Origin of the sequence: Streptomyces sp. NPDC101110 (assembly GCF_044759525.1) — a bacterium.
In the GTDB taxonomy this organism is placed as follows: Bacteria; Actinomycetota; Actinomycetes; order Streptomycetales; family Streptomycetaceae; genus Streptomyces.
In genome coordinates, this window is record NZ_JBIVZM010000018.1 from 127394 (window position 1) to 149571 (window position 22178).

18 protein-coding genes and 1 pseudogene are annotated in these 22178 nt (G+C 69.6%); 7 read left to right on the forward strand and 12 right to left on the reverse strand.

Annotation, left to right across the window (positions count from 1 at the left end):
• Nucleotides 1-42: 42 nt before the first annotated feature.
• The 3 genes from ACIQU3_RS33265 to ACIQU3_RS33275 form a co-directional block, all read right to left on the reverse strand.
• Nucleotides 43-855: an ABC transporter permease gene (locus tag ACIQU3_RS33265; RefSeq protein ID WP_403729117.1), complete on the reverse strand. Its 813-nt coding sequence runs from the start codon at nucleotides 853-855 to the stop codon at nucleotides 43-45.
• Between the two features lies 1 nt (nucleotide 856).
• Nucleotides 857-1636 carry an ABC transporter permease gene (locus ACIQU3_RS33270; protein ID WP_403729120.1) on the reverse strand — a complete coding sequence of 260 codons (780 nt, stop codon included), beginning with the start codon at nucleotides 1634-1636 and terminating at the stop codon, nucleotides 857-859.
• 62 nt (nucleotides 1637-1698) lie between these two features.
• Nucleotides 1699-2772, reverse strand: coding sequence for an ATP-binding cassette domain-containing protein (locus ACIQU3_RS33275; RefSeq protein WP_403929297.1), 1074 nt, complete (start codon nucleotides 2770-2772; stop codon nucleotides 1699-1701).
• A gap of 447 nt (nucleotides 2773-3219) precedes the next feature.
• Here ACIQU3_RS33275 and ACIQU3_RS33280 point away from each other — a divergent pair, with 447 nt between their 5' ends.
• The 3 genes from ACIQU3_RS33280 to ACIQU3_RS33290 are packed head-to-tail and all read left to right on the forward strand — an operon-like array spanning nucleotide 3220 to nucleotide 6159.
• Nucleotides 3220-4596 (forward strand): condensation domain-containing protein, encoded by a 1377-nt coding sequence (locus ACIQU3_RS33280; RefSeq protein WP_403929300.1) that lies wholly within the window; start codon nucleotides 3220-3222, stop codon nucleotides 4594-4596.
• Between the two features lie 60 nt (nucleotides 4597-4656).
• Nucleotides 4657-5286: a peptide deformylase gene (gene def / locus ACIQU3_RS33285; protein WP_403729131.1), complete on the forward strand. Its 630-nt coding sequence runs from the start codon at nucleotides 4657-4659 to the stop codon at nucleotides 5284-5286.
• 45 nt (nucleotides 5287-5331) lie between these two features.
• Nucleotides 5332-6159, forward strand: a complete 828-nt coding sequence (locus ACIQU3_RS33290) for an MOSC domain-containing protein (RefSeq protein WP_403729134.1) — start codon at nucleotides 5332-5334, stop codon at nucleotides 6157-6159.
• Between the two features lie 139 nt (nucleotides 6160-6298).
• Here the strand turns inward: ACIQU3_RS33290 and ACIQU3_RS33295 are convergent, their stop codons facing one another.
• The 3 genes from ACIQU3_RS33295 to ACIQU3_RS33305 form a co-directional block, all read right to left on the reverse strand.
• Nucleotides 6299-7345, reverse strand: coding sequence for a S1 family peptidase (locus tag ACIQU3_RS33295; RefSeq protein ID WP_403729139.1), 1047 nt, complete (start codon nucleotides 7343-7345; stop codon nucleotides 6299-6301).
• Nucleotides 7346-7788: 443 nt separating this feature from the next.
• Nucleotides 7789-8694: a S1 family peptidase gene (locus tag ACIQU3_RS33300; protein ID WP_403729142.1), complete on the reverse strand. Its 906-nt coding sequence runs from the start codon at nucleotides 8692-8694 to the stop codon at nucleotides 7789-7791.
• Between the two features lie 393 nt (nucleotides 8695-9087).
• Entirely contained in the window at nucleotides 9088-10347 is a 1260-nt protein-coding gene (locus ACIQU3_RS33305) for a DUF5685 family protein (RefSeq protein ID WP_403729145.1), read from the reverse strand.
• 288 nt (nucleotides 10348-10635) lie between these two features.
• On the opposite strand from ACIQU3_RS33305, the gene ACIQU3_RS33310 reads away from it, so the two are divergent.
• Nucleotides 10636-11076 (forward strand): cell division protein SepF, encoded by a 441-nt coding sequence (locus ACIQU3_RS33310; RefSeq protein WP_053672325.1) that lies wholly within the window; start codon nucleotides 10636-10638, stop codon nucleotides 11074-11076.
• 49 nt (nucleotides 11077-11125) lie between these two features.
• On the opposite strand, the gene ACIQU3_RS33315 is transcribed toward ACIQU3_RS33310, so the two are convergent.
• Nucleotides 11126-12316: an acyl-CoA dehydrogenase family protein gene (locus ACIQU3_RS33315; RefSeq protein ID WP_403929302.1), complete on the reverse strand. Its 1191-nt coding sequence runs from the start codon at nucleotides 12314-12316 to the stop codon at nucleotides 11126-11128.
• A 111-nt stretch (nucleotides 12317-12427) separates the two neighbouring features.
• Nucleotides 12428-14029 carry an MFS transporter gene (locus ACIQU3_RS33320; RefSeq protein ID WP_403929305.1) on the reverse strand — a complete coding sequence of 534 codons (1602 nt, stop codon included), beginning with the start codon at nucleotides 14027-14029 and terminating at the stop codon, nucleotides 12428-12430.
• Nucleotides 14030-14293: 264 nt separating this feature from the next.
• On the opposite strand from ACIQU3_RS33320, the gene ACIQU3_RS33325 reads away from it, so the two are divergent.
• Nucleotides 14294-15559, forward strand: a complete 1266-nt coding sequence (locus ACIQU3_RS33325; protein WP_403929308.1) for a hypothetical protein — start codon at nucleotides 14294-14296, stop codon at nucleotides 15557-15559.
• Nucleotides 15560-15786: 227 nt separating this feature from the next.
• Nucleotides 15787-16782 carry a phosphatase PAP2 family protein gene (locus tag ACIQU3_RS33330; RefSeq protein ID WP_403729164.1) on the forward strand — a complete coding sequence of 332 codons (996 nt, stop codon included), beginning with the start codon at nucleotides 15787-15789 and terminating at the stop codon, nucleotides 16780-16782.
• Nucleotides 16783-16863: 81 nt separating this feature from the next.
• Here the strand turns inward: ACIQU3_RS33330 and ACIQU3_RS33335 are convergent, their stop codons facing one another.
• Entirely contained in the window at nucleotides 16864-17079 is a 216-nt protein-coding gene (locus ACIQU3_RS33335) for an I78 family peptidase inhibitor (RefSeq protein WP_403929311.1), read from the reverse strand.
• A 483-nt stretch (nucleotides 17080-17562) separates the two neighbouring features.
• Between ACIQU3_RS33335 and ctaD the strand changes: the two are divergent.
• A pseudogene (gene ctaD, locus ACIQU3_RS33340) lies at nucleotides 17563-19239 on the forward strand (cytochrome c oxidase subunit I); the annotation flags it as partial.
• Here ctaD and ACIQU3_RS33345 read toward each other — a convergent pair.
• From ACIQU3_RS33345 to ACIQU3_RS33355, 3 genes are read right to left on the reverse strand one after another with little or no spacing between them, the layout of a single operon-like run.
• Nucleotides 19133-20173, reverse strand: a complete 1041-nt coding sequence (locus ACIQU3_RS33345; protein WP_403929313.1) for a helix-turn-helix transcriptional regulator — start codon at nucleotides 20171-20173, stop codon at nucleotides 19133-19135. The pseudogene ctaD and the gene ACIQU3_RS33345 overlap by 107 nt on opposite strands.
• Before the next feature lie 39 nt (nucleotides 20174-20212).
• Entirely contained in the window at nucleotides 20213-21502 is a 1290-nt protein-coding gene (locus tag ACIQU3_RS33350; protein WP_403729173.1) for an ABC transporter substrate-binding protein, read from the reverse strand.
• Entirely contained in the window at nucleotides 21477-22040 is a 564-nt protein-coding gene (locus ACIQU3_RS33355; protein ID WP_403729176.1) for a hypothetical protein, read from the reverse strand. Before ACIQU3_RS33355 ends, ACIQU3_RS33350 begins: the two co-directional genes overlap by 26 nt.
• Nucleotides 22041-22178: the final 138 nt, after the last annotated feature.

Below are 22178 nucleotides of genomic sequence, written 5' to 3' on the forward strand. Positions count from 1 at the left end.
GACCTTTCACTCTGAGGAAGTGAGATGGCGCGGAGCCGGAAGTCAGCCGTTGACGCCCGTGTAGTGGCGCAGACTCCGGTTCCACAGCAGCCGTGAGGCCAGAAAGGCGGCGATCGCGATCACGGGTGAGAGGGCGGCCACTGTTTCGGGCACGCCGAGCCCCGGGGTGTTGCCGGTGAGGACCGCTGCCGGGAAGTAGGCGATGAAGGCGAGGGGGAGCAGGAAGGTGAAGGCGGCGTCCACGGCCCGGGGAAGGATCTTCAGCGGGTAGCTCCCGAAGGTGCCGAGCAGCTCTTCCACCCAGGACTGCCAGTAGAAGGCAGCGGGGTAGTGCAGGGCCGCGCTGGAGAGCGCGGTCGCGATCGCTGCTTCCATGAACATGCCGCCGAGGACGCCGGCCGCGAGGAACAGGGCCTTGGGCCAGCTCCATACCAGGTCGACGTGGAGGAGGGCGCCCACGAAGAGCGAGATGCCCACCATGAGGTCGCCGATGGCGTTCGTGGGGAAGTACGACAGCTGCACCTGGCGGTACACGGGCAGCGGCCGCAGCAGGAACGCGTCCACTTCGCCGCGCTGCACCAGGAGCGTGAGGGCGAAGACCCGGCCGAGCAGCAGGACGTAGAGGCCGTGGCTGAGCATCCGCATGGCCATGATCATCAACACCGCGTCGCTCGGCCAGCCGCCCATGCCGTGGAAGCGGCCGAGCAGCACCGTCGCGAAGACGATGACGGAGACCTGCCAGACGACACCGATGGTGACGCCCATGATGAACTCGCCGCGGTATTCGAGGCGGGCCCGGAAGGTGAGCTTGACGATGCGCCCGGCGAGCCGCCACGCGGAGATGAAGTTGCGCATCTCAGCCTCCCTGTGAAACGACTCGGTCCGCGGCGCGGTGCCACAGGAGACGGCTGACACCGGCGAGCAGGAGCACCCACACCGCCTGGAGACCCAGTTCCCGCAGCGCCGACGACGGTGGAATGCGGCCGATGTAGAGGGACAGGGGAGTGTTCAACGTCGCCTGGAACGGCAGGAAGGCGCTCATCGTGCGGAACCAGTCCGGGAAGTACCACAGCGGTGCGAAGACACCTGAGAGCAGGTTCTGCGCGAAGACGAGGATCAGCAGTCCGGCCTCGTTCTTCACCGTCCAGAAGCACAACAGGTCGATGAGGAGCGTGAGGTAGTGGAAGATCATCTGTCCGAGCAGCATGCTGACGGCGAAGGCTCCGGCCGCGCCGGCCGAAGGCGGTGCCTGGATCAGCCCGAGGACGCGGCAGATCGCGTAGCCGGCGCCCGCCCAGGCGAATCCGTAGAGCTGGTCGCCGACGGCGCGGTACATGTAGTAGCGCCGGGGGGCCACCGGGCGCATGAACCAGTAGACGATGGTGCCGAGTTGCACCTGCTGGAGCACGGTGTCGCGGGCGGCGCTGCGATCGATGCCGCGGATGCGGACGGCCAGGGCGGCCAGCACGGCGAAGGTGACGGCCTGGTCCCGGTCCAGCCCCGCGCTGGAGGTGGTGTCGTGGTAGAGGGCTCGCCACAGGCAGACGACGAGGAAGACCTGCACCACCAGCCGCACCGCAGTGCCCGCGATGCGCCCCGAGGCGAGGAGTTCTCCTCGGGCGGTGATGTGGGCCACCCGCCAGGCCTTCGGCGACGTGCTCGGAGCAACCGGCGAAACGGCACCCGGAACGGACTCGCTCACGCCTCACCGGCTTCGGACAGGGCGACGGACGACGGGCTCTGCGGAGCGCCGGCGGCCGTACGCAGGTACATGTCACGCATGACGTCCTCGAGGTCGGCCTCCTCGATGGCGACATCGGCCACCGCGTACCGCTCGATGAGCAGCTTCAGAGCTCGGTGAGGCGTCAGCTCGGCCTCGTCCGCGGGGGCCAGCACTACGCGGGGCCCGTCCCGGTGCAGCACCTTGACCCCCTCCAGCCGCAGGTCGTCCGCAGGATCCACCAGTGTGGCGTGAACCTGCCAAGTAATGCCGATCTGTTTGCGGATGCTCTCCAACGAGCCGTCGACGACGATGCGCCCGTGGTTGATGAGGATCACGCGCCGCGCCAGACGCGCGACTTCGGTCATGTCGTGCGTGGTCAGCAGCACGGTGACGCCGCGCTGCTCGACCTGCTGCTGGAGGAATCTGCGCACCTGCTCCTTGACCACGACGTCCATCCCGATCGTGGGCTCGTCGAGGAAGACGACCGGCGGGTCGTGCAGGAGAGCGGCGGCGAGGTCCGAGCGTACCCGCTGCCCCAGGGAGAGGTGACGGACCTGCGTGTCCCAGAACGAGGACAGTTCGAGCAGTTCGTCGAACTCGGCGAGCCGCCGCCGGTGATCGGCCTGGGACACGCCGTAGATGTCCCTGAGGATGGCGAACGAGTCACGGACCGGCAGGTCCCACCACAGCTGGCTCCGCTGCCCGAACACCGCGCCGATGTTGCGGGCGTTGCGCTCGCGTTCCCGGTAGGGCTCGATGCCGGCGACCCGCGCTTCCCCGGAACTCGGGACGAGGATGCCGGTCAGCATCTTGATGGTCGTGGACTTCCCCGCGCCGTTCGGCCCGAGGAGGGCGACGAGTTCACCGTGGTTGACGGCGAAGGACACGTCTTCCACCGCGGTCTTGGTGGTGCGCTCCGGCGCGACGATCGACCGCAGAGCTCCGAGGAAACCCGGCTGACGCTTTGCCCCGTGGAAGGTTTTGGTAAGTCCGTGCACTTCGATGGCGGCACCGCCGCCGGCACGCGGTAAATGGTTCGTGTGATGCACTACTTGCCCCGTTCGCCGCACACAGTGCAGCTTCGTATGAACCCGATCCAAGCACTCAAGCCAGAGGGGTTGCAGAGTGAGTCCGCTCGCTTCACAGCAATGAAGCGTTGCGAGGAAGCATTGCGGGAATTCGCTACCCAGAGATCCGTTTTCAGCTTTTCCTGGCTGCGACTCGACAAAACGGACAAGCGCTTACTACCTGCATCGGTATGCGCCTCCCCCGTAATCGCCGGGTAACTTTTCTAGCGTTGTGACGACCCTTCGTCAACCCCTTGGAGGAAGTCCTGGTTACGGGATCGGATTGCCGCTTGACGCACGGTCACCGGTGTGTCAACTTGATGCGGTTCGAATCCATGCAGGTCGCAAGGGGTGGGCCGGCGGGGCGCCCTGAAGAGCAGGCGGCGAGACTGGGGCGATTGTCCGGTTGGCCGGGAACGGAAGCTGTGGATGAGCATTGCCGATGTGAGAACGGTGCCCTTCTCCGGGGAGCGCGGTTCGGGCGTACAGCCCCTCACATGGGGGCAGCGATGGATTTGGCGTGCCGTCGCGGCGCAGGCCCCTTCATACGCGCACTTCGGCGCGCCTTTCCGGGTGGATATTCCCTCGGGCTGCGACATGGACGGGGTCTTATCATCCCTTTCAGCCCTACTCCGGCGCCATGAGACATTACGCACCAGATACTTCGTGGACGAGCACGGAAAACCTCGGCAGGTCATTGCCGAGCAAGGTGATCTGCGGGTCGAGGTCCACGACTGCGCTGAAAACGACGTGGCGGTCGCGGTACGACAAGCCGAGAAGGATCTCGCTCGGCTGCCCTTCACCATCCCCGAACTCGCGGTCCGGGTCGCTGTCATCACGGCGGACGGCGTGCCGGCGAAAGTCACCCTCATCGTCTTCCACATGGCGATCGACGCGTGGGGCATGCACCGCGTCACGGAGGAGCTTCACCAGCGCCTGCGGTCATGCGCCGACGGAGCCGAGCTGCCGGCACTCCAGGAGATCTCACATCCGTCGGACCGGGCCCGGGACGAACAAAGCCATGCGGGTCAACGGCGTTCACAAGCAGCGTTGAAGCGCTGGAGACGTGAGATCGACACGTTTCCGAGAGTGGCCCTCCCGGCGCTGGCAGATGCCGCGGAGCCCGTCCGCTTCCATGAGCACACGCTGTATTCGAAGGCGCTCCTCCTCGCGTCCCCGGCGCTTGCCCGGCACCTCGGGACGAATATCGGGTCGGTGATCCTCGCACATGCGCTGAGATTGCTGGGGAAGCTGTCGGGGAACCCCCGCTGCGGCTTCTTGATGTTCTCCCACAATCGCTTCCTGGAGAGAGACCTCCACTACTCCGGCACCCTGGTCCAGAGCGTTCCGGTCGGCGTGGATGTCACCACCTCGTCACTGAGGGAACTCGTGAAGTCCTGCCACCAGTCCGTCCTGCGGTCCGTCATGGGTTGCGAATGCGACCCGGACGAGGTCGACGCACTCCTCGAGGACTACTCCGCCGAGACGGGTTACGAGGCGGACTTGTCCTGCGCTTTCAATCTCTTCTTCCCCGAGTTCGGGCAGGAGGGCGACCAGGCCGCGCAGAGCTGTGCGGAAGTCGAACCGGAGGCCCGGCGGTCGGCGAGGGGATCCCGGTTCGGCCCGGTGAAGGAATTCGAGTGGGACGACATGAAGTTCTACCTGGGCGCATACATCGAGGACGGTGAGTTCGTCCTCTCCTTGAGGGCGGACACAGCCCTGCTGCCTTCCTCCCAGATCGCCCGGTTCCTGACCGACGTGGAGAGCCTCGTCCTGGACTCCCTGACGGACGCGTCCCTGACGTAGCGCCCCCCTCCACCACAAGCACTCACCCTGGCCGCACAGACGAGGAAGGCAAGCACCACGATGCTCCAGAACCAACGCGCCGACCGGACGACGGCGGAGTTCGTCGACGACACGACCGACGCCGCCAAGCGTGAAGCGTCTCACCGGGCTCGGGGCACGGCCCGCCCGATCACCCTTGTCGGTAACCCGGTGCTGCACCGGGAGTGCGCTGCGGTGACCGAGTTCGACGAGGCCCTGGCCGCGCTCATCGACGACATGTTCGCCAGTCAGCACGCCGCGACCGGCGTGGGTCTGGCAGCCAACCAGATCGGTGTCGCCCTCAAGGTCTTCGTGTACGACTGCCACGACGATCACGGAGTACGCCACGTCGGTCACGTCATCAACCCGGTCATCGATCCCGTACCGGTCGACGACCGAGTGCTCGACGCCTCCCCCGAGGGCTGTCTGTCCGTGCCCGGCGCCTTCATGGAGCTGGCCCGGCCGGACGAGGTGGTGTGCCGGGGCAAGGACAGACACGGCGACGACATCGCCGTACGGGGGACGGGCAACTTCGCCCGCTGCCTGCAGCACGAGACCGACCATCTGAACGGCTGGCTGTACATCGACCGTCTTTCCAAGCGCGATCGCAAGCAGGTGATGCGTCAGATGGCCGAGCGGCGACCTGACTACGCAACGGTTCCGAACGACTGACCGGGCGGCCCAGGGAGTCCGCCGGCAAGAAGGAGGTGGCGACACATGCTCGGACGTGTGGGCATGCTGCGTCGCTACCCCGTGAAGTCGATGCTCGGTGAGGACGTGTCCGACGTGCACGTCGGCGCACGCGGACTCTCCCGCGATCGCGGCTACGGCCTGGTCGACCGGAGGACGGGCAAGGTGGCCAGCGCGAAGCACCCCAGGCTGTGGCGCGCACTGCTGACCATGACGGCCGAGGTCCGGGGTGATGCCGTAGCGATGACCACGCCGGAGGGCGAGACGTTCCGGTCCACGGACCCCCGGGTCGACGGCCTCCTCTCGGATCTGGTGGGCCGCCCCGTCATCCTCGCGCGCACCGCGCCGCCCGCGGCGGAACTGGAACGGTCCGATCCGCAGGAAGTGCTCCGCGCCGGTCCGGACGCCGAGTTGGAGGTCACGACCGGCCGCCTGGGCCGGGAGGCTCCACCCGGGACGTTCTTCGACTTCGCGCCGCTGCATCTGCTGACGACGTCCACGCTCAAGGCCATCGCCCTGCTCGCTTCTCCCGGCGCCGCCGGGCCGCCGCGATATCGGCCGAACATCCTCATCGACGGCGAGCGGACGGGGTTTGTGGAGAACGACTGGCTCGGGCGCGTTCTGCGCATCGGAGACGAACTCACCGTGCGCGTCATCGCCCGCACCCCCCGGTGCGTGGTGCCCACACTCCCCCACGGCCCCCTGCGACGGGACCCGTCCGTCCTGCGCGTCCTGGCGGACAACAACCGCATCACCCCGCTGGACTCCCTGGCCCCGCAACCGTGCGCCGGCGCGTACGCGCACGTACTGCAGCCCGGCCGGGTCCGAGTGGGGGATCGGGTCTCCTTGCGATGAACGGCAGCACACGACACCCGCGCACCCACCGCGAAGGCGAAACGAGCGCGCACCCCACCCACAGCCCGCCACACACAGCGGAAAGCCCCGTCCCTCACAGGGGGCGGGGCTCCGCAAAGGGCTTCGCGGACTCCGAGCGTCAGCCGATCTCGGTCCCGGTCGCCGACAGCGCCTCGGTCACCGGCTGGAAGAACGTCTCCCCACCCGAGGTGCAGTCACCGCTGCCGCCGGACGTGAGCCCGACCGCCTTGTCCCCGGCGAACAGCGACCCGCCGCTGTCACCCGGCTCCGCGCACACGTCGGTCTGGATCAGCCCGTTCACGATGTCGCCGTTGCCGTAGTTCACGGTGGCGTCCAGCCCCGTGACCTTGCCGTCGTGCACCTGCGTGGTCGACCCGCTCCGGGTGACCGCCATGCCGACGGTGGCCTCCGCGGCGCCCGAGATCTTCTGGGTGGACCCGTTGTACAGGTTCACCTCGCTCGGGTGGTCGACCTCCGCGGTGTACTTGACCAGCCCGAAGTCGTTGTCCGGGAACTGCGAGTCCGTGTTGGTGCCGATCTCCTTGCCGCTGGAGTCCGACCACGTGGAGATGCCCTCGGTGCAGTGACCGGCGGTCAGGAAGAACGGCTCGCCGCCCTTGACCACGTTGAAGCCCAGCGAGCAGCGCCCGCTGCCACCGGTGATCGCGTCGCCGCCGGCGATGAAGGGCTTGTACTCCCCCTTGGACCGCTTGAGTTCGGCCTTCGCGCCGAGCCCGTCCACGACCTTCGTCAGCGTCGCCCACTCGGCCTTCGAGACCGTGCGGTCGGCGGTCACGACGACCTTGTTCGTCGTCGGGTCCGTCACCCAGGCGGTACCCGGGATCGTCGCGTCCTGCTTCAGCGTGCCGCGGGCGCTCTTGAGTTCGGCGAGCGAGTTCGCCACGACTCTCGCCTTGGCGCCGGCCTTCTCCACGGCCTGCGCGGCGCTCTCGTCGAGCACGTTCACCGTGAGGCTCTTGCTCTTGGTGTCGTAGTACGTCCCGGCCGCGTCGCCACCCAGGTCCTCGGCCAGCGACGAGGCGAGCTTTCCGGCCGCGGTGAGCGACAGGGTCCGGGGGGCGGACGCCTCAGGGGTCTCACTTGCGTTCGCGGTCTGGAACGTCACTCCCGCGGCGACCAGCGCGGCGATGCCCGCACCTGCCATGACTGCACGCCGCTTGGGTATGCGTCGGTGCTTCAACTTTCGTCCTCCTGTGGGGGGTCGGCACGGGAGGTTGTGGGGACCTCCGCGAGCCGGAAGGCTTCGTTGACGAGCGCCCACTATTCCGAGGCGGCGGGTGAACACACAAGGGTAAGTTCGAGACGCGCGTAGACACCGCTTCGCACGCCCCGTCATTTTGGCCGTCCGCGATCAAATCGGACCAACTCCCGTGCGTTCACAGTGCAAACATTACGCGTGAGTAATGTGTGCCCACTCTGTGACGTCTGCCCGTGGCTGAATCTCGCCCATCCCAAAGCCGGTTGAGAGGGAAGCCCACGGACAACACGAAGCCCCTGCGCAACGTGGAGAGCCCGCACGTACGTACGCGGAAGCCCCCGCACGACACGTGCGGGGGCTTCGAAGTGCGGTGAACTGCCGTCGGGGGCCTAGTAGACGCTGAGGCCGTACGCGCTCAGGGCCTCCGTGACGGGCTGGAAGAACGTCGTACCGCCGGAGGAGCAGTTGCCGCTGCCGCCCGACGTCAGACCGTACGCCGTACCGTTGCTGCCGTAGAGGGAACCGCCGGAGTCACCGGGCTCGGCGCAGACGGTGGTCTGGATCAGGCCGGAGACGATGTCCCCGCCGCCGTAGTTGACGGTGGCGTTGAGGGCGGTCACACGGCCGCTGTGCGTACCGGTCGTGGAGCCGTCGCGGATGACGGTGGTGCCCACGCTCGGGGTGGCCGCGCGCGTGATGTCCACGCCGTTCGCGGTGCCGGGACGGCTGACGGACCCGCTGTAGCGCACGAGGCCGTAGTCGTTGCCCGGGAAGCTGGAGCCGGCGGTCGAGCCGATGACCGTGGTACGGCCCGAGTTGGAGTACCAGGTACCCGCGCCGTCGGTGCAGTGACCGGCGGTCAGGAAGAACTGCTGACCGCTGCTGTTCTGGACGTTGAAGCCGAGGGAGCAGCGCCAGCTACTCGCATAGATGGCGTCGCCGCCCTGGATCAGCTTGCTGAACTTGCCGGGTGTGCGCTTGATCGTGAGCGCGTCGGCGTTGGCGCCGGCCTGCTGCTTGATCTTCGTCAGCTCGGCCTGCGTGACCGTGCTGTCCACGGTCAGCAGCACGCGGTTGGTCTTGCTGTCGACGGCCCAGGCGGTACCCGGGATGTCGGCCTTCAGCAGCGAGCCGCTGGCGCTCTTGAGCTCGGCGGCGCTGAAGGTGGTGGGGGTGTCGGATGCGTTCGCGCTGGGGATCGCGATCGCTGCGGCGGCAACGAGGCCGGTGGAAACGGCGATCAGCCGGGTCCGTCTCGAAATGCCGCTGCGGGGGGTGGTGCGCTTGATCCTCACTTTTCGTTCCTCCACAAAGGAAGTCGGGGGCCCTCGTGGGGTTTCGGGCCCGTGAGGCGCAGCCTGGGACCGGCCGTCCGGATTCCGAACACGCCGTGCCCCTGACAAGCGCTGAGGGGGAGTATTCGGCCGAACGGCCGGTCGGCGCAAGAGTGCCTTTCGGACTTCAACCTTTGATGGATCTTTACGAAGTCGCCCCACGGGTGCTTTTCGGCCCCAGGGGGCGCGAGGGGACCACGGAACTCCCGGCGCATGGTGGACGCCGGGGGCGGAGGCCCGCACGCCTCACGCCCCTTCACACAACAGCACGACCGGCCACGTTCGCGCGACCGGGCCGGTCATGTCCGGAAGTCGACCGTCCGGATGAATCGGGCCGGTCCTCAGCCGGGCGGGTCAGCCGTCGCAGGGGCAGCAGCAGTCACACCCGTCGCAGTCACAGTCCCGGCAGACGCCCTCGCGCTTCTTGCGGGACCACGGCCCCTCGTACTCCTTGGCGCAGCACAACTGGCAGGTGCAGCACAGGAGCCAGAACATCCCGCAGCCGGCCCAGAACCCGCGCCTGCGCGGCGGCTGCGGCGCAGGCGCGCCGAATCCGCCCCCGTCGAAGCCTCCACCGCCGTACGCGCCACCCCCGCCGGCGTACGCGCCTCCCCCACCGGCGTACGGATTTCCGCCACCGCCGGCGTACGGGTGCTGCGGGGAACCGTAGGGCCCCTGCGGCTGCTGCCCGTGAGGACCCGGCCCCTGTCCCGGCACCTGGCCCCGAGGGCCGCCGCCCAGGTGGGAGGCGCACACCGGCACCGTGCCGAATGCCCGGTCCACCGAGCGCCGCAGTTCGTGCACGAGCAGCAGATGCACGAGCTGCTCGTCGGCGAACTCCGCGTCCCGCAGCGCGAGGCGCACCCCGTGCACCGCGTCGTCGGCGAGCCGCCGCGCCTCCGCGAGGGAGGTGCCGGTCGCGGTGATCGGGTTCCAGGCGCCTGACGCGGCGTCAGCGTGCTGGTCCTCCACGGCGTCCAGCAGGTGGGCGAGACGCCCGAAGAGCCGGCCTGCCTCAGCGAGCGGCCCGGCGTTGCCCGGCCGGCCCGCGAGCACGGCCGTGTGCGCGAAGGCCGCGGCGGTCGCGGACTCGGTCGGTTCGGTGACCGCCAGGATCGGCGTCCCGGGCCCGGCGAGTGCCTCGATCCCGGCCTGCCGGTCCACCGCGTCGACCAGCAGGGAGGTGTCGAATCCCACAGCGGTGCCGCTCCGGGCACCTGCCGTGTCCCAGCTCGCGGCGACCCGGCGAGCGGCCCGGGCCACCGGCTTGCGGGCCAACAGCCCGTCACCGTCGGTGAGGTGATCGCGTACCTTCGCGGAGGCCAGAACCAGGGAGACGGCCGCCGCGAGCCGGGCTCCCTCGCCGTGCGCGACGGAGGCGGTGCGCATGCCACGTAGCGGGCAAGGCCCCGCCGTACGCCGGCCGGTCGCGTCGCGCCCGGCCTGAGCCTCCGTCAGAACCGAGATGAGCAGCCCGTCGTAATTCGTGACGACTCGGGCGAACTGCCCGTGATCGCCGCGCAGCGCGAGGCAGAGCCCGCACAAATGCGCCATCCACTGGCTCGCGAGCTTCTCCCCGAGCCGGTGCCTGCAGGGCCTGACGATTCCGAACACAACGCTCCCCCGAACCTCGTAACGACGTTGAGCTGCGGCATCGTATCGGCTCGCATTCACCCGTACGCTCCGCCCGTCACCCGTACGCCGAGAAGAATCATATTTCACTCACAGTCAGCAGCCGTTTGGGAAACGACCCTTGGGACACACGGACTCTCGACGGATTCGCTGTGCACCAGTACCGTCACAAACCCCCCGTGCGGCGTCTATCCACTTGGCGCGCCATCCGCATCATGGACGACCATAGGGATGCGGAAAGCAGAAAGACCGCTGTGAGAGGAGGCGTCCATGGGATCGGTACGCAAGGCAAGTGCCTGGCTTGGCCTCGTCGACGACAACGAAGACGAGCGTTACTACGACGACGACGACTACTCCGACGGAAACGAGCCCGGAGAGGCCTGGGTCACCGATCCGCGCGTCAAGGTGGCTTCGGACGTCGCCGAGGAGAAGGGCCGCCGGATCGGCACGGTGACCCCGGACAGCTTCCGGGACGCGCGCGCCATCGGCGAGCTGTTCCGCGAGGGCGTGCCGGTCATCATGAACCTCACGGCCATGGAGGCCTCCGACGCCAAGCGCGTGGTCGACTTCGCGGCCGGGCTGATCTTCGGCCTGCGCGGTTCGATCGAGAGAGTGTCGACCCGGGTGTTCCTGCTCACCCCGGCCCACACGGAGATCGTCAACGGCGACCCGGCCGGGCACCGTACGGACGGCTTCTTCAACCAGAGCTGAGGCAGGGCCGCTCACCGGCCCTGCCTCCGCGCGGGGACACCGGACCGGCCTACCGGAAAGCGTCGAGCCCGGTGAGCGCCTTGCCCAGCACGAGCTGGTGCATCTCGACGGTGCCCTCGTAGGTGAGCACCGACTCGAGGTTGGTCGCGTGCCGCATCACGGGATATTCGAGCGAGATCCCGTTGGCACCGAGAATGGTCCGGGCCGTACGGCAGATCTCGATCGCTTCCCGGACGTTGTTGAGCTTGCCGAAGCTGACCTGCTCGGGACGCAGGCGGCCGGCATCCATACGCCGCCCCAGATGATGGGCGAGCAGGATCCCCTTGTGCAGTTCGACCGCCATGTCGGCGAGTTTGGCCTGGGTGAGCTGGAAGCCGCCGATGGGCCGGCCGAACTGCTCCCGTGACTTCGCGTAGTCGACCGCGGCCTCGAAACTGCTGCGGGCCGCGCCCATGGCGCCCCAGACGATTCCGTACCGGGCGTGGGACAGACAGCTGAGGGGTCCGCGCAGACCGGTGACGTCCGGGAGGACGGCGTCGGCGGGCAGCCGCACGTCGTCGAGGACGAGCTCGCTGGTGACGGAGGCCCGCAGGGACCACTTGTGCTTGATCTCGGGAGCGGAGAACCCGCCGCTGTCGGTGGGCACGGCGAACCCGCGGATTCCTTCGTCCGTCTGCGCCCAGACCACGGCGACACCGGCGACCGACCCGTTGGTGATCCACATCTTGCGGCCGTTGAGGATCCAGTCGGAGCCGTCGCGCTTGGCGTAGGTCCGCATGGCGGCGGGGTCGGAGCCGTGGTCGGGCTCGGTGAGCCCGAAACAGCCGATGACCTCGCCGGCGGCCATGCGCGGCAGCCAATGCTGCTTCTGCTCCTCGCTGCCGAAGCGGTGGATGGCGTACATGGCGAGTGAGCCCTGCACGGAGACGAGGGAACGGATGCCGGAGTCGGCGGCCTCCAGCTCCAGGCAGGCCAGCCCGTACTGCACGGCGGACGCGCCGGCGCACCCGTAGCCCTCCAGGGACATGCCGAGGGCTCCGATGCCGCCCAGCTCCCGGGCCAGCTCGCGGATCCGGGGCAGCTCGCCCTTCTCGTACCAGTCGGCGACGTAGGGCAGCACCCGGTCCGTGGCCCAGGCCCGCACGGTGTCCCTGATCCCCAGGTCCTCCGGCTCCAGCAGGTCGTCGAGGCCGAGGGGATCGGCGGGGTCGAAGGCGGGCAGCTTGGATGAACCGGACATGATCGACACCCTCCGAAGCTCTTTAACTAGCAGTGCTAACCAAGACGCTACGACGGCAGCCCGCCCGCGCACCACCCATCGCTGTCCCCAATGAAGGAACGCGAAGGGGCCTCACACCGAAACGCGTGAGTCCGCCGCGCCCCTGGGAGCCGGCAGCTCCACCTGTTCCGGCTCACACTGCATGACCCGCGGCAGCCGCAGCGCCATCGCCGCCCCCAGGAGCAGCAAACCCGCACTCACCAGCAGCGTCACATGCAGGCCGTGCACGAACGCGTCCCGGGCGGCATGCCGGAGCGCCGCACCGGCCGACCCGCCGAGCTGCCCGGCGACTTCGTACGCCTCCCCCAGCGAATGCCCCGCGGACGCGGATGCCGACGCCGGGACCCCGGGCACGCCCGACAACCCGGGCGCGTACGCCGCGTTCATCACCGTGCCCAGCAGCGCGATCCCGATCCCCGCCCCGAGCTGGTACGACGTCTCCCCGATCGCCGCCGCCCCACCGGCCTGCTCCGGCGGGGCCTCGCTCAGCATCGACTCATACGCCCCGAACAGCGTCGTCTCCAGTCCGAAGCCGAGCAGCACGAACCCGCTCAGCATCAGCGCGCAGTCGTCCGTCCGCCCCAGCGCGGTCAGCAGCACCACCGCGAACGCCGTGAGGCAGAACCCGGCGCACACCATCCGCCGCGGCCCGAACCGCCGCAGCATCCGCGCCCCGGCCAGCCCGGCCGCCATCGCCGCGAACGTCAGCGGCAGCAGCCGCAGCCCGGTCTCCAGCGGCGACAGCCCCAGCACCAGCTGCAGGTACTGCGCCGCGATCAGTTCCAGACCCACCAGTGCGAGCATCGCCAGCACGATGCACCCGACGGACGTGCTGAACGCCGGCCGCGCGAACATCTTGAGGTCCACCAGCGGGTGCGTCCGCCGCCGCTGCCGCCGTACGAATCCGGCCAGCAGGGCGGCGCCGACCACCAAGGGCGGCACCGTGAGCAGACTGCCCAGGGACTCGCCGCTGCCGAGCCGCTTCACTCCCAGCACGACGCCGAACAGCCCGGCCGCGGCCATCAGCGCGCCGACCACGTCCCAGGGGCCCTTGCCGTCGCCCTTCGACTCGGGCAGCAGCACGCGTCCCACCGGCAGGCTGACCAGCATCAACGGGATGTTGACGAGGAACACCGAGCCCCACCAGAAGTGCTCCAGCAGGAAGCCGCCGAGCAGCGGGCCGACCGCCGCGCCCACCGCGGCGACGGCGCTCCAGATGCCGATCGCGAGCGCCCGCTCGCGCCGGTCCGGGAAGACCTGCCGCAGGATCGACAGGGTCGCGGGCATGATCATCGCGCCGCCGACCCCGAGCAGCGCCCGCGCCACGATCAGCACCTGGGCGCTGTCGGCCAGTGCCGCGAGTCCGGAGGCGACGCCGAACAGCGTGTACCCGAGGAGCAGGACCCTGCGGCGGCCGAAGCGGTCGCCCAGCGTGCCGAAGAGGATCAGCAGCGAGGCGCAGACCAGCGGGTAGACGTCGACGATCCAGAGCAGCTCTATCCCGCCGGGCTTGAGGTCCTCGGTGACGGCGGGGACCGCCACGTGGAGCACGGTCGCGTCGACGGCGACCAGCAGCAGGCTGACGCAGAGGACGACGAGGACCACCCAGCGGTTGGCACCGGCCCCGGCCGTCCGACGGCGCAGCGAAGCGGCGGCCGTGGTCGTCCCGGACATGTACGTACCTCCCAGATGTTCCCTCGCGATCGGCGGGCTCACGGGGTGGGGGACGCCCCCGCGACTCGGCCGGAGAGGAGCGGAAGGCCTCCGGCCCGCGCAAACGAAAAGCGAGTGACACGTCAGCGTACGCGAGTCCCGGGCCAAGACCAGTGGCGGACCTCTCAGACCTCCGGCGGAAGGATGTGGCGTACGCCACTCTCTCCGGTGTCGTCCACGCCCCGGCGGGCCGAACGGTTCCGGCCCCGGTCGATAATCGGGCGCGTGACCGATCTCGAGACGCGCGCGGCCCCGTCCCACGCCGGGGCGCTGCGCCGGGCGGCCCCGGCGCTCGCCGGGTACGCGACCGTCCGCGCCCTGGGCCTGCTGGCGCTGTTCCTCTGGAGCGCGGCGCGGGACAAGAGCGCGTACACGCTGCTGACCGCCCGCTGGGACGCCCTCTGGTACGCCAGGGTCGCCGAGCTCGGTTACGGCTACGAGGTGCGGCTGCCGAACGGGGACGTCCACTCGAACCTGGCGTTCTTCCCGCTGCTCCCCTGGCTGGAGCGGCTCGTGGCGGCGGGGTCGCCGCTGTCGCATGCGGACGGGGGGTTCCTGGTCGGTCTGGTCGCCTCGCTCGCGGCGGCGTGGGGGATCTTCGCGGTGGCGGACCACGTGTACGGCAGCCGGGCGGGTGTGTGCGCGGTGCTGCTGTGGGCCGTCCTGCCGGTCGGGATCGTGCAGTCGATGGCGTACAGCGAGTCGCTGTTCACGGCTCTGGCGGCCTGGTCGCTGTACGCGGTGCTGACCGGCCGGTGGGTGACGGCGGGCGCGCTGGCCCTGCTCGCGGGACTGACCCGTCCGGTGGGGCTCGCCGTAGTGGCGGCGGTGTGGACGGCGGCGGTGGTCTCCTTCGTACGGGAGGGCCGCGCGGCCGGTCCGGACTCCCCGGGCGCCCCGGTCGACCGCACGACGGGTCCGGAAGCCCCGGGCGCCCCCGTCGACCGCCCGGCCGGTCCTGAAGCCACGGGCACTGCGGCCGACCGCACGACTCGGGCCCGGCGCGTTCTCGGGATGGCCCTGGCCCCCCTCGGCGCCGCCGGGTACGTGCTGTGGGTCGGTCACCGCACCGGCAAGGGCCCGCTGGGATATCTGGAGGTCCAGGCCGGATGGCGCAACGGCTTCGACGGCGGCTACGCCTTCGGCCGGTTCGTCGCCGAGAAGCTCATGTCGTTCCCCGCGGCCCTGGCGGGTCTGGGACTGATTCTCGGGGTCGCGTCAGTCGTCTGGCTGTACGTGACCGGAGTACGTCGGCGCCAGCCGCTTCCGCTGCTGGTCTACACCGGCATCGTGACCGCGCTCGCGCTGGGCGCGTCGAGCTACTTCGGCTCGAAACCGCGTCTGCTGCTGCCCGCCTTCCCGCTGCTGCTGCCCCTCGCCGTGGCCCTGGCCGAGGCGCGTCCACGCAGGTCAGCGGCGGTGTTGGGGTCCGTCGCGGTGGCCTCGGCGGTGTACGGGGCGTTCTGGCTGAACGGCTCCGGTCCGCCCTGACCCGCTGTGAGCGCCGGGGGAATTCAGCACCACCCCCCGGTGAACGAATTCAAAAGCGCAATAAAACCCCCATCCGGAATGATCAAAGGAATTGAAGGCCGCAGCGGCCGACGATTGCAGATTCGCTGGAAATAAACGTCCTCCTGAGAGGAATCCCACATCACATCGTCATCACAAAGCCGTTGATTCGCCAGGGATCCGAGCTCACTCGCTGTAACGTCGATTGGGTGCGTACCGAACCGAAGCTCACCCGTCTGGACCGGGTGTTCGCCCGGCTGGACCGTGAGCCGGAACGACCGGCCCACATCGATGTGCCGAAGATGAGCAGGCACCGCATGGTCCTCTTCGCGGCGACCCTGGCCTTCTACGGCGCGATCGTGTGGGCCGTGGTGATCACGTCCTGGCTGGTGCGGCTCGACTGGCAGGTCATGTTCTTCCGCCCGTACCAGCAGTGGTCGGAGATCCACTGGTTCGTCGACTACTACGTGGTCCTCGGCCAGCGCGGCCCCACCGCGGTCATGGTCGCGGCCTGGCTGGGCTGGCGCTCCTGGCGGCAGCACACCCTGCGCCCGCTGCTCGCGCTCGGCGTCTCGCTGCTGCTGCTGAACATCACGGTCGGCGCCGCCAAGTACGGCATGGGCCGCCTGGGGCCGCACTACGCGACCTTCATCGGCTCGAACGAGATGTGGCTCGGCGGCGATATATTTCCGAGCGGTCACACCGCCAATGCCGTGGTGACCTGGGGAATCCTGGCTTACCTGGCCTCCGGCGCGAGAGCCCAGCGCTGGCTGTCCGCCGTGTCCGCCGTGACCTCGCTCGGCGTCGGCATGGCCACCGTCTACCTCGGTACGCACTGGCTGAGCGATGTGCTCCTCGGCTGGACCGCGGGCCTGCTCATCCTGCTCGGCCTGCCGTGGTTCGAGCCGCTGATCGCTCGCTCCGAGGACGCCCTCTTCGATCTGCGCGACCGTGTCCGGGCCCGCAGGCGCCGCACCTCGGCCGTGCCGGCCGGCGCGCCGCCCGTGGTGGTCACCCCCTTGCCGGCCGACCGCGAGGACGTCGCGGCCCGCGCGTCGCGGGCGCCGGTCCATCTGGCTCCCGGCCCGCACACCGCCCGCTCGGAGCGCTCGCCGGTCACCCCGGCCGGCAGCCGCCGGCCGCCGCACCCCGAGCGCCACCCGCGCGGTTCGACGCCCTCGGCCCGGCCCGTGACGGGCGGCTGACCACCGGCGGCGCGCCCCCACCCCGCACCCGGCACGCCGAAGGCCCCGGTTCCGCTTCGGAACCGGGGCCTTCGGCGGGTCTCAGCCCTTCCAGGCCCGCGCCACCCGGCCGCCCTTGACCTCGAAGTTCAGCCGGCCCACGCGGTACTCCATCGTGATGATCGCCCCCGGTGGCAGTGCGCGCACCGTGGGCCAGCCGCGCTCATGCGCGAGGCGTTCGGCCCGGCCGGCCTCCAGGCCGACATAGGTGTCCGGGCTGTCGTCGGGTTCCGCGGAAGGTGTCGGAGTCGGTGCCATGCCGCCACGCTATGTCCTGCCCGGCGACCGCGGAAGCCCGGGCCGACGACCGGTCACGGCGCCCCTCGTAGCCCGGACGCGGACCGATGAAGCCCGGGCGGCGACCGGTCACCGTCCGCCTCCCGTCACGCTTCTGTCACAGGATCACGACAGGAGTTTCGGGGGCTGTCCGTCACTCGGACGAGCGGTTCCGTACGCCTTCCGCAGGCATTCGGTCGTAATTCCCGCGTGTCACATGAGCTGATGGAAAAGCCCGGCGGAAAGTTCCGGCAGAAGTGCCTTCTGAGCTCAGTTCCTTTCCCCTGCCGGCCCGGCCCGGTGAAGTCGGCGCGGTACAGGAAATGCATGGCTTCTGCACCCGGAGGCCGGTTCGCCCCCTGTCGGAGCCTGCGGTGACGCGAGCATCATGGCGTGAGCTCGCGGGTACGTGAGGCGCGGGCTACGGCGGGCCCGGTACGCGATGAGCGAAGGGGCGAGCGAGCGATGGGGACGCAGACCGTACAGGCGGCGGCGCCGCACGAGCCGCGCACACGGCACGGCCGCGTGGTGGTCGACTGGCTCACGACGACGGACCACAAGAAGATCGGCCACCTCTACCTGGTCACCTCGTTCGTGTTCTTCCTGATCGCCGGGGTGATGGCGCTGCTGATGCGCGCCGAGCTCGCCCGTCCGGGCCTGCAGATCATCGACAACGAGCAGTTCAACCAGGCGTTCACGATGCACGGCACGATCATGCTGCTGCTGTTCGCGACGCCGAGCTTCGCGGGCTTCGCCAACGAGCTGATGCCGCTGCAGATCGGTGCGCCCGACGTCGCCTTCCCGCGGCTGAACATGTTCTCGTACTGGCTGTTCCTGTTCGGCGGGCTGATCGTGCTCGGCTCGCTGCTCGTGCCCTCCGGGCCGGCCGACTTCGGCTGGTTCGCCTACGCCCCGCTCAACAGCGCGGAGCGGTCGCCGGGCCTCGGACCCGACCTGTGGATCATGGGGCTGGCCCTGTCCGGCTTCGGCACGATCCTCGGCGCGGTCAACTTCATCACCACGATCATCGGGATGCGCGCCCCGGGCATGACGATGTTCCGGATGCCGATCTTCGTGTGGAACACCCTGTTCACGTCGATCCTGATCCTGATGGCGTTCCCGGTGCTGGCGGCGGCGCTGCTGGTACTGGAGGCGGACCGGCGGTTCGGCGCGCAGGTCTTCGACGCGGCCAACGGCGGCGCGATCCTGTGGCAGCACCTGTTCTGGTTCTTCGGCCATCCCGAGGTGTACATCATCGCGCTGCCGTTCTTCGGCATCATCACGGAGATCATCCCGGTCTTCAGCCGCAAGCCGCTGTTCGGCTATCTGACGCTGGTCGGCGCGACCATGGCGATCACCGGCCTGTCGATGATCGTGTGGGCGCACCACATGTTCGCCACGGGTGCGGTGCTGCTGCCGTTCTTCTCCTTCATGAGCTTCCTGATCGCGGTGCCGACGGGGGTGAAGTTCTTCAACTGGGCCGGCACCATGCTCAAGGGATCGCTGTCGTTCGAGACGCCGATGCTGTGGGCGACGGGCTTCCTGGTGACGTTCCTGTTCGGCGGGCTGACCGGGGTGATCCTGGCGTCCCCGCCGATGGACTTCCACGTGACGGACTCGTACTTCGTGGTCGCGCACTTCCACTACGTCGTCTTCGGCACCGTCGTCTTCGCGATCTTCGCCGGCTTCTACTTCTGGTGGCCGAAGTTCACCGGGAAGATGCTCGACGAACGGCTCGGCAAGATCCAGTTCTGGACGCTGTTCGTCGGCTTCCACACCACGTTCCTGGTGCAGCACTGGCTGGGCGCCGAGGGCATGCCCCGCCGCTACGCGGACTACCTCGCGGCGGACGGGTTCACGGCGCTCAACACCGTGTCGAGCATCGGCGCGTTCCTGCTCGGCATGTCGACGCTGCCGTTCCTCTACAACGTGTGGAAGACCGCGAAGTACGGCGAGCGGGTCGAGGTCGACGACCCCTGGGGGTACGGCCGCTCCCTGGAGTGGGCGACGTCATGTCCGCCCCCGCGGCACAACTTCACGACGTTGCCGCGGATCCGCTCCGAGTCCCCGGCGTTCGACCTGCACCATCCGGAGTACGCGGCGGTGACGTCGCAGCCCGAGCCAGAGCGCCATCAAGCCGGTCCCGGGTCCGCCTGATCGCCTCGACCAGCCCGGCCGGTTCCAGCACCTCGAACTCGAAGCCCAGCATGACGACGTGGATGACCATCACGTCCAGGCTGCCGGCGCCGCAGCGCAGCAGGCAGGTGTCCGGGCCCTCGGCCTCCAGTACCCCGGCCGAGGGCGAGATGTGTTCGGCGGCCTCCTCCAGGGGCACCAGCAGCCGTACGACGGCGTGGGTGGCGTACGCACGCGTGGAGACGCCCTGCGAGACGTAGGCGGCGAGGTCCTCGGCGGGCGGCGTGCGGGGCGCGAAACGCGGGCCGTGCGGCGGCCTGGGGGTGACGCGGTCCACGCGGAAGGTGCGCCAGTCGTCCCGGTCGAGGTCCCAGGCGACCAGGTACCAGCGGCGTTCGGTGCACACCAGCCGGTGCGGTTCGACGGTGCGGCGGGACAGGACGCCGTCGTGGCCGCGGTACTCGAAGCGCAGCCGCTCGGCGTCCCGGCACAGATGGGCGAGTTCGGTGAGGACGGCCGGGTCGACCGAGGAGGGCAGTGTGCTGCGCAGCATCGGCACGGTGAAGGCGTTCAGGGCGCCCACACGGCGGCGCAGCCGGTTCGGGAGCACCTGTTCCAGTTTGGCGAGGGCCCGGACGGAGGTCTCCCCGATGCCGTCGATGCCCTGCCCGGCGGCGGTGCGCAGTCCGACCGCCACGGCGACGGCCTCGTCGTCGTCCAGGAGCAGCGGCGGCAGTTCGGCGCCGGCGCCCAGCTGGTAGCCGCCGCCGGTGCCGGGGCTGGCGTTGACCGGGTAGCCGAGTTCACGCAGCCGGTCGACGTCCCGGCGCAGGGTGCGGGCGCTGATGCCGAGCCGGCCGGCCAGGTCGGCGCCGGACCACTCGCGGTGGGCCTGGAGGAGGGACAGCAGACGCAGCAGACGGGCCGAGGTCTCCAACATGGGGGCGAGTCTGCCAGGCCTTGCGGACAGCCACCGTCCTCAAGGCGTGTAGGCCAGTTGCGGGACGGTGAAGCAGGTGCGGTTCATGTCCCCCTGGCTCACCCAGCCCCTGTCGTCCTGCCAGCGGGCCACCGACAGGCAGGTCCTGTTCGTTCTCGGCGGCTCGGGCAGACGCTCGAACCGGACGGGGAGCAGGAGTCCTCCGGCGGTGTAGCCCTGGCTGCGGTCCATGTACGCGTCGACGCACGCGCGCGTGACGCCCGTCGCCGCGCAGGATTTCGCCGCGTCGGTGAACCACCGCGCGGCCGCCCACCCTTCCAGCTGCCACTGGGAGTGCGTCTTCAGGTCCTTCGTCGCCTCGCGGAACTCCCGTACGGCCGCGTTGCCGGTGTCCTCGAAGTTGCGGCTGGCGCCGGTCGCCCAGAGGGCGTTGCGGCAGCGCGGGGCGTCCTTGTAGTCGTCGGTGACGGTGGACGTCCAGTTCTGCACGTTGGTCACCTTCGCGGTGACGTCGGCGCCGACCTCGTCCATCGCCTGGCACAGCTGGGCGTTGCCGTGGCCGTCGATGGCGTCGAAGACCAGGTCGGCGCCCTGCTCCTTGAGGTCGGCCGCGACGGCGCGGAAGTTGGGCAGGGCGAAGTCGACCTGCTCGGTGACGACCCGGTAGCCCTCGGCGCGCAGTCCCCGTTCGACGAGCCGGGCGTAGGCGGCCGAGGCGGACTGGTTGTAGGACACGACGGCGGCGGTGCGGGCGCCGTGCTCGCGTGCGAAGTAGCGGTAGACCTCGGTGCCGCCGTACAGCCGGCCGTCCCAGCCTGGGGTGCCGTGGCGGGGGGCGAGGCTGCCGTAGATGCCGTAGAGGTGCGGGTAGGTGTCGTAGGCGGCGCCGATGGGCTGGCCGCCGATGTCGGGCACGCGCGCGCGTGCGACACGGGGGGCGCCCGCGTAGTCGAGGACGGTGGTGGCGACCAGGGCGACGACCTCGTCCTCCTCGACGAGTCTGTGCACGCACTCGTTGTTGCCGACACCGCTGCCGCCGTCGTCGCAACGGCGTACCTCGACCCTGCGCCCGTCGATGCCGCCGCGCGCGTTGAGCCGGTCGAAGAAGGCCAGTGCGCCGTCTCGGGGGCCGGTGAAGGCGTTGCCGCCGACGGGGCTGGTGGCGCTGGTGATGATGCCGACCCGCAGGGGCGCGGAGTCGCGGGGCGGCGGGGTGCCGCGGTCGTCGTGCCGGAAGTCGCTCTCCGGAAGCCGGCTGCCGCAGGCCGCACTCAGGGAGAGCAGCAGGGACGCGGCGAGGATCTCAGCAACCAGGGACCGGCGACCCATTGCCGCTCATCTGCACCAGCGAGCACAGCGCCTTGACGGACACCTTCCAGGTGCCCTCCTCCTCGACGGCTGTCCCGGAGGCGTTCGGCAGAACGGTGGCGCCCTTCAGGGTGAGCGTGTAGGTCACGTCCGCCTCGGTCGCCGAGGTGAATTCGACCTTGGTGACCTTCGCCTGGACCTGTCCGCCACGCTCGTCACCGCTGAATGCCTGAAGGACCGGCCCCATCCGGTCGCCGTTCTGCAGGACGGCCTGCTTCTCCTCGGTCGAGGTCTTCGGATCGAAGAACTTCTCCCAGTTCTGCTTGATCTCCGCCTCCGCCGCGGCCCGGTCCGCCGGCGCGCTGGCGGGCGCGCTCGTGGTCTGCTCCGCGGTCGGTGTGGGGGGCGTGCTCTCGCTGCCGCCGCCGCTGTCGTCACTGCATGCCGCAAGGGCCGGGGCGAGGGCCAGGACCAGGGCGGCCGCGATCGCCGTGCCCCGTCCCGCGGTGCGTGGACCCCCCGTTCCGTTCCCCCGCCTGAGGTCGCTGCCGAGAACCATCTGGCTCACCACCGGGTGTCGGTCCGGGCCATGGGCGCCCGGTGCTTTCAGGGTCAGCTTCCACAGGGCATAGTGCAAGCGATCGGCGGACTTGAACAGGCAGCCCGACGCACGCACAGCCGAATCCGACGTGTGGGA

Bases quoted from the DNA above. Each gene is read 5' to 3' on its own strand.
- ACIQU3_RS33280 (WP_403929300.1), top strand. From the start codon at position 3,220: ATGAGCATTGCCGATGTGAGAACGGTGCCCTTCTCCGGGGAGCGCGGT.
- ACIQU3_RS33310 (WP_053672325.1), top strand. From the start codon at position 10,636: ATGGGATCGGTACGCAAGGCAAGTGCCTGGCTTGGCCTCGTCGACGAC.
- ACIQU3_RS33355 (WP_403729176.1), bottom strand. From the start codon at position 22,040: ATGGTTCTCGGCAGCGACCTCAGGCGGGGGAACGGAACGGGGGGTCCA.
- def (WP_403729131.1), top strand. From the start codon at position 4,657: ATGCTCCAGAACCAACGCGCCGACCGGACGACGGCGGAGTTCGTCGAC.
- ACIQU3_RS33295 (WP_403729139.1), bottom strand. From the start codon at position 7,345: ATGGCAGGTGCGGGCATCGCCGCGCTGGTCGCCGCGGGAGTGACGTTC.
- ACIQU3_RS33265 (WP_403729117.1), bottom strand. From the start codon at position 855: ATGCGCAACTTCATCTCCGCGTGGCGGCTCGCCGGGCGCATCGTCAAG.
- ACIQU3_RS33315 (WP_403929302.1), bottom strand. From the start codon at position 12,316: ATGTCCGGTTCATCCAAGCTGCCCGCCTTCGACCCCGCCGATCCCCTC.
- ACIQU3_RS33320 (WP_403929305.1), bottom strand. From the start codon at position 14,029: ATGTCCGGGACGACCACGGCCGCCGCTTCGCTGCGCCGTCGGACGGCC.
- ACIQU3_RS33345 (WP_403929313.1), bottom strand. From the start codon at position 20,173: ATGTTGGAGACCTCGGCCCGTCTGCTGCGTCTGCTGTCCCTCCTCCAG.
- ACIQU3_RS33350 (WP_403729173.1), bottom strand. From the start codon at position 21,502: ATGGGTCGCCGGTCCCTGGTTGCTGAGATCCTCGCCGCGTCCCTGCTG.
- ACIQU3_RS33335 (WP_403929311.1), bottom strand. From the start codon at position 17,079: ATGGCACCGACTCCGACACCTTCCGCGGAACCCGACGACAGCCCGGAC.
- ACIQU3_RS33290 (WP_403729134.1), top strand. From the start codon at position 5,332: ATGCTCGGACGTGTGGGCATGCTGCGTCGCTACCCCGTGAAGTCGATG.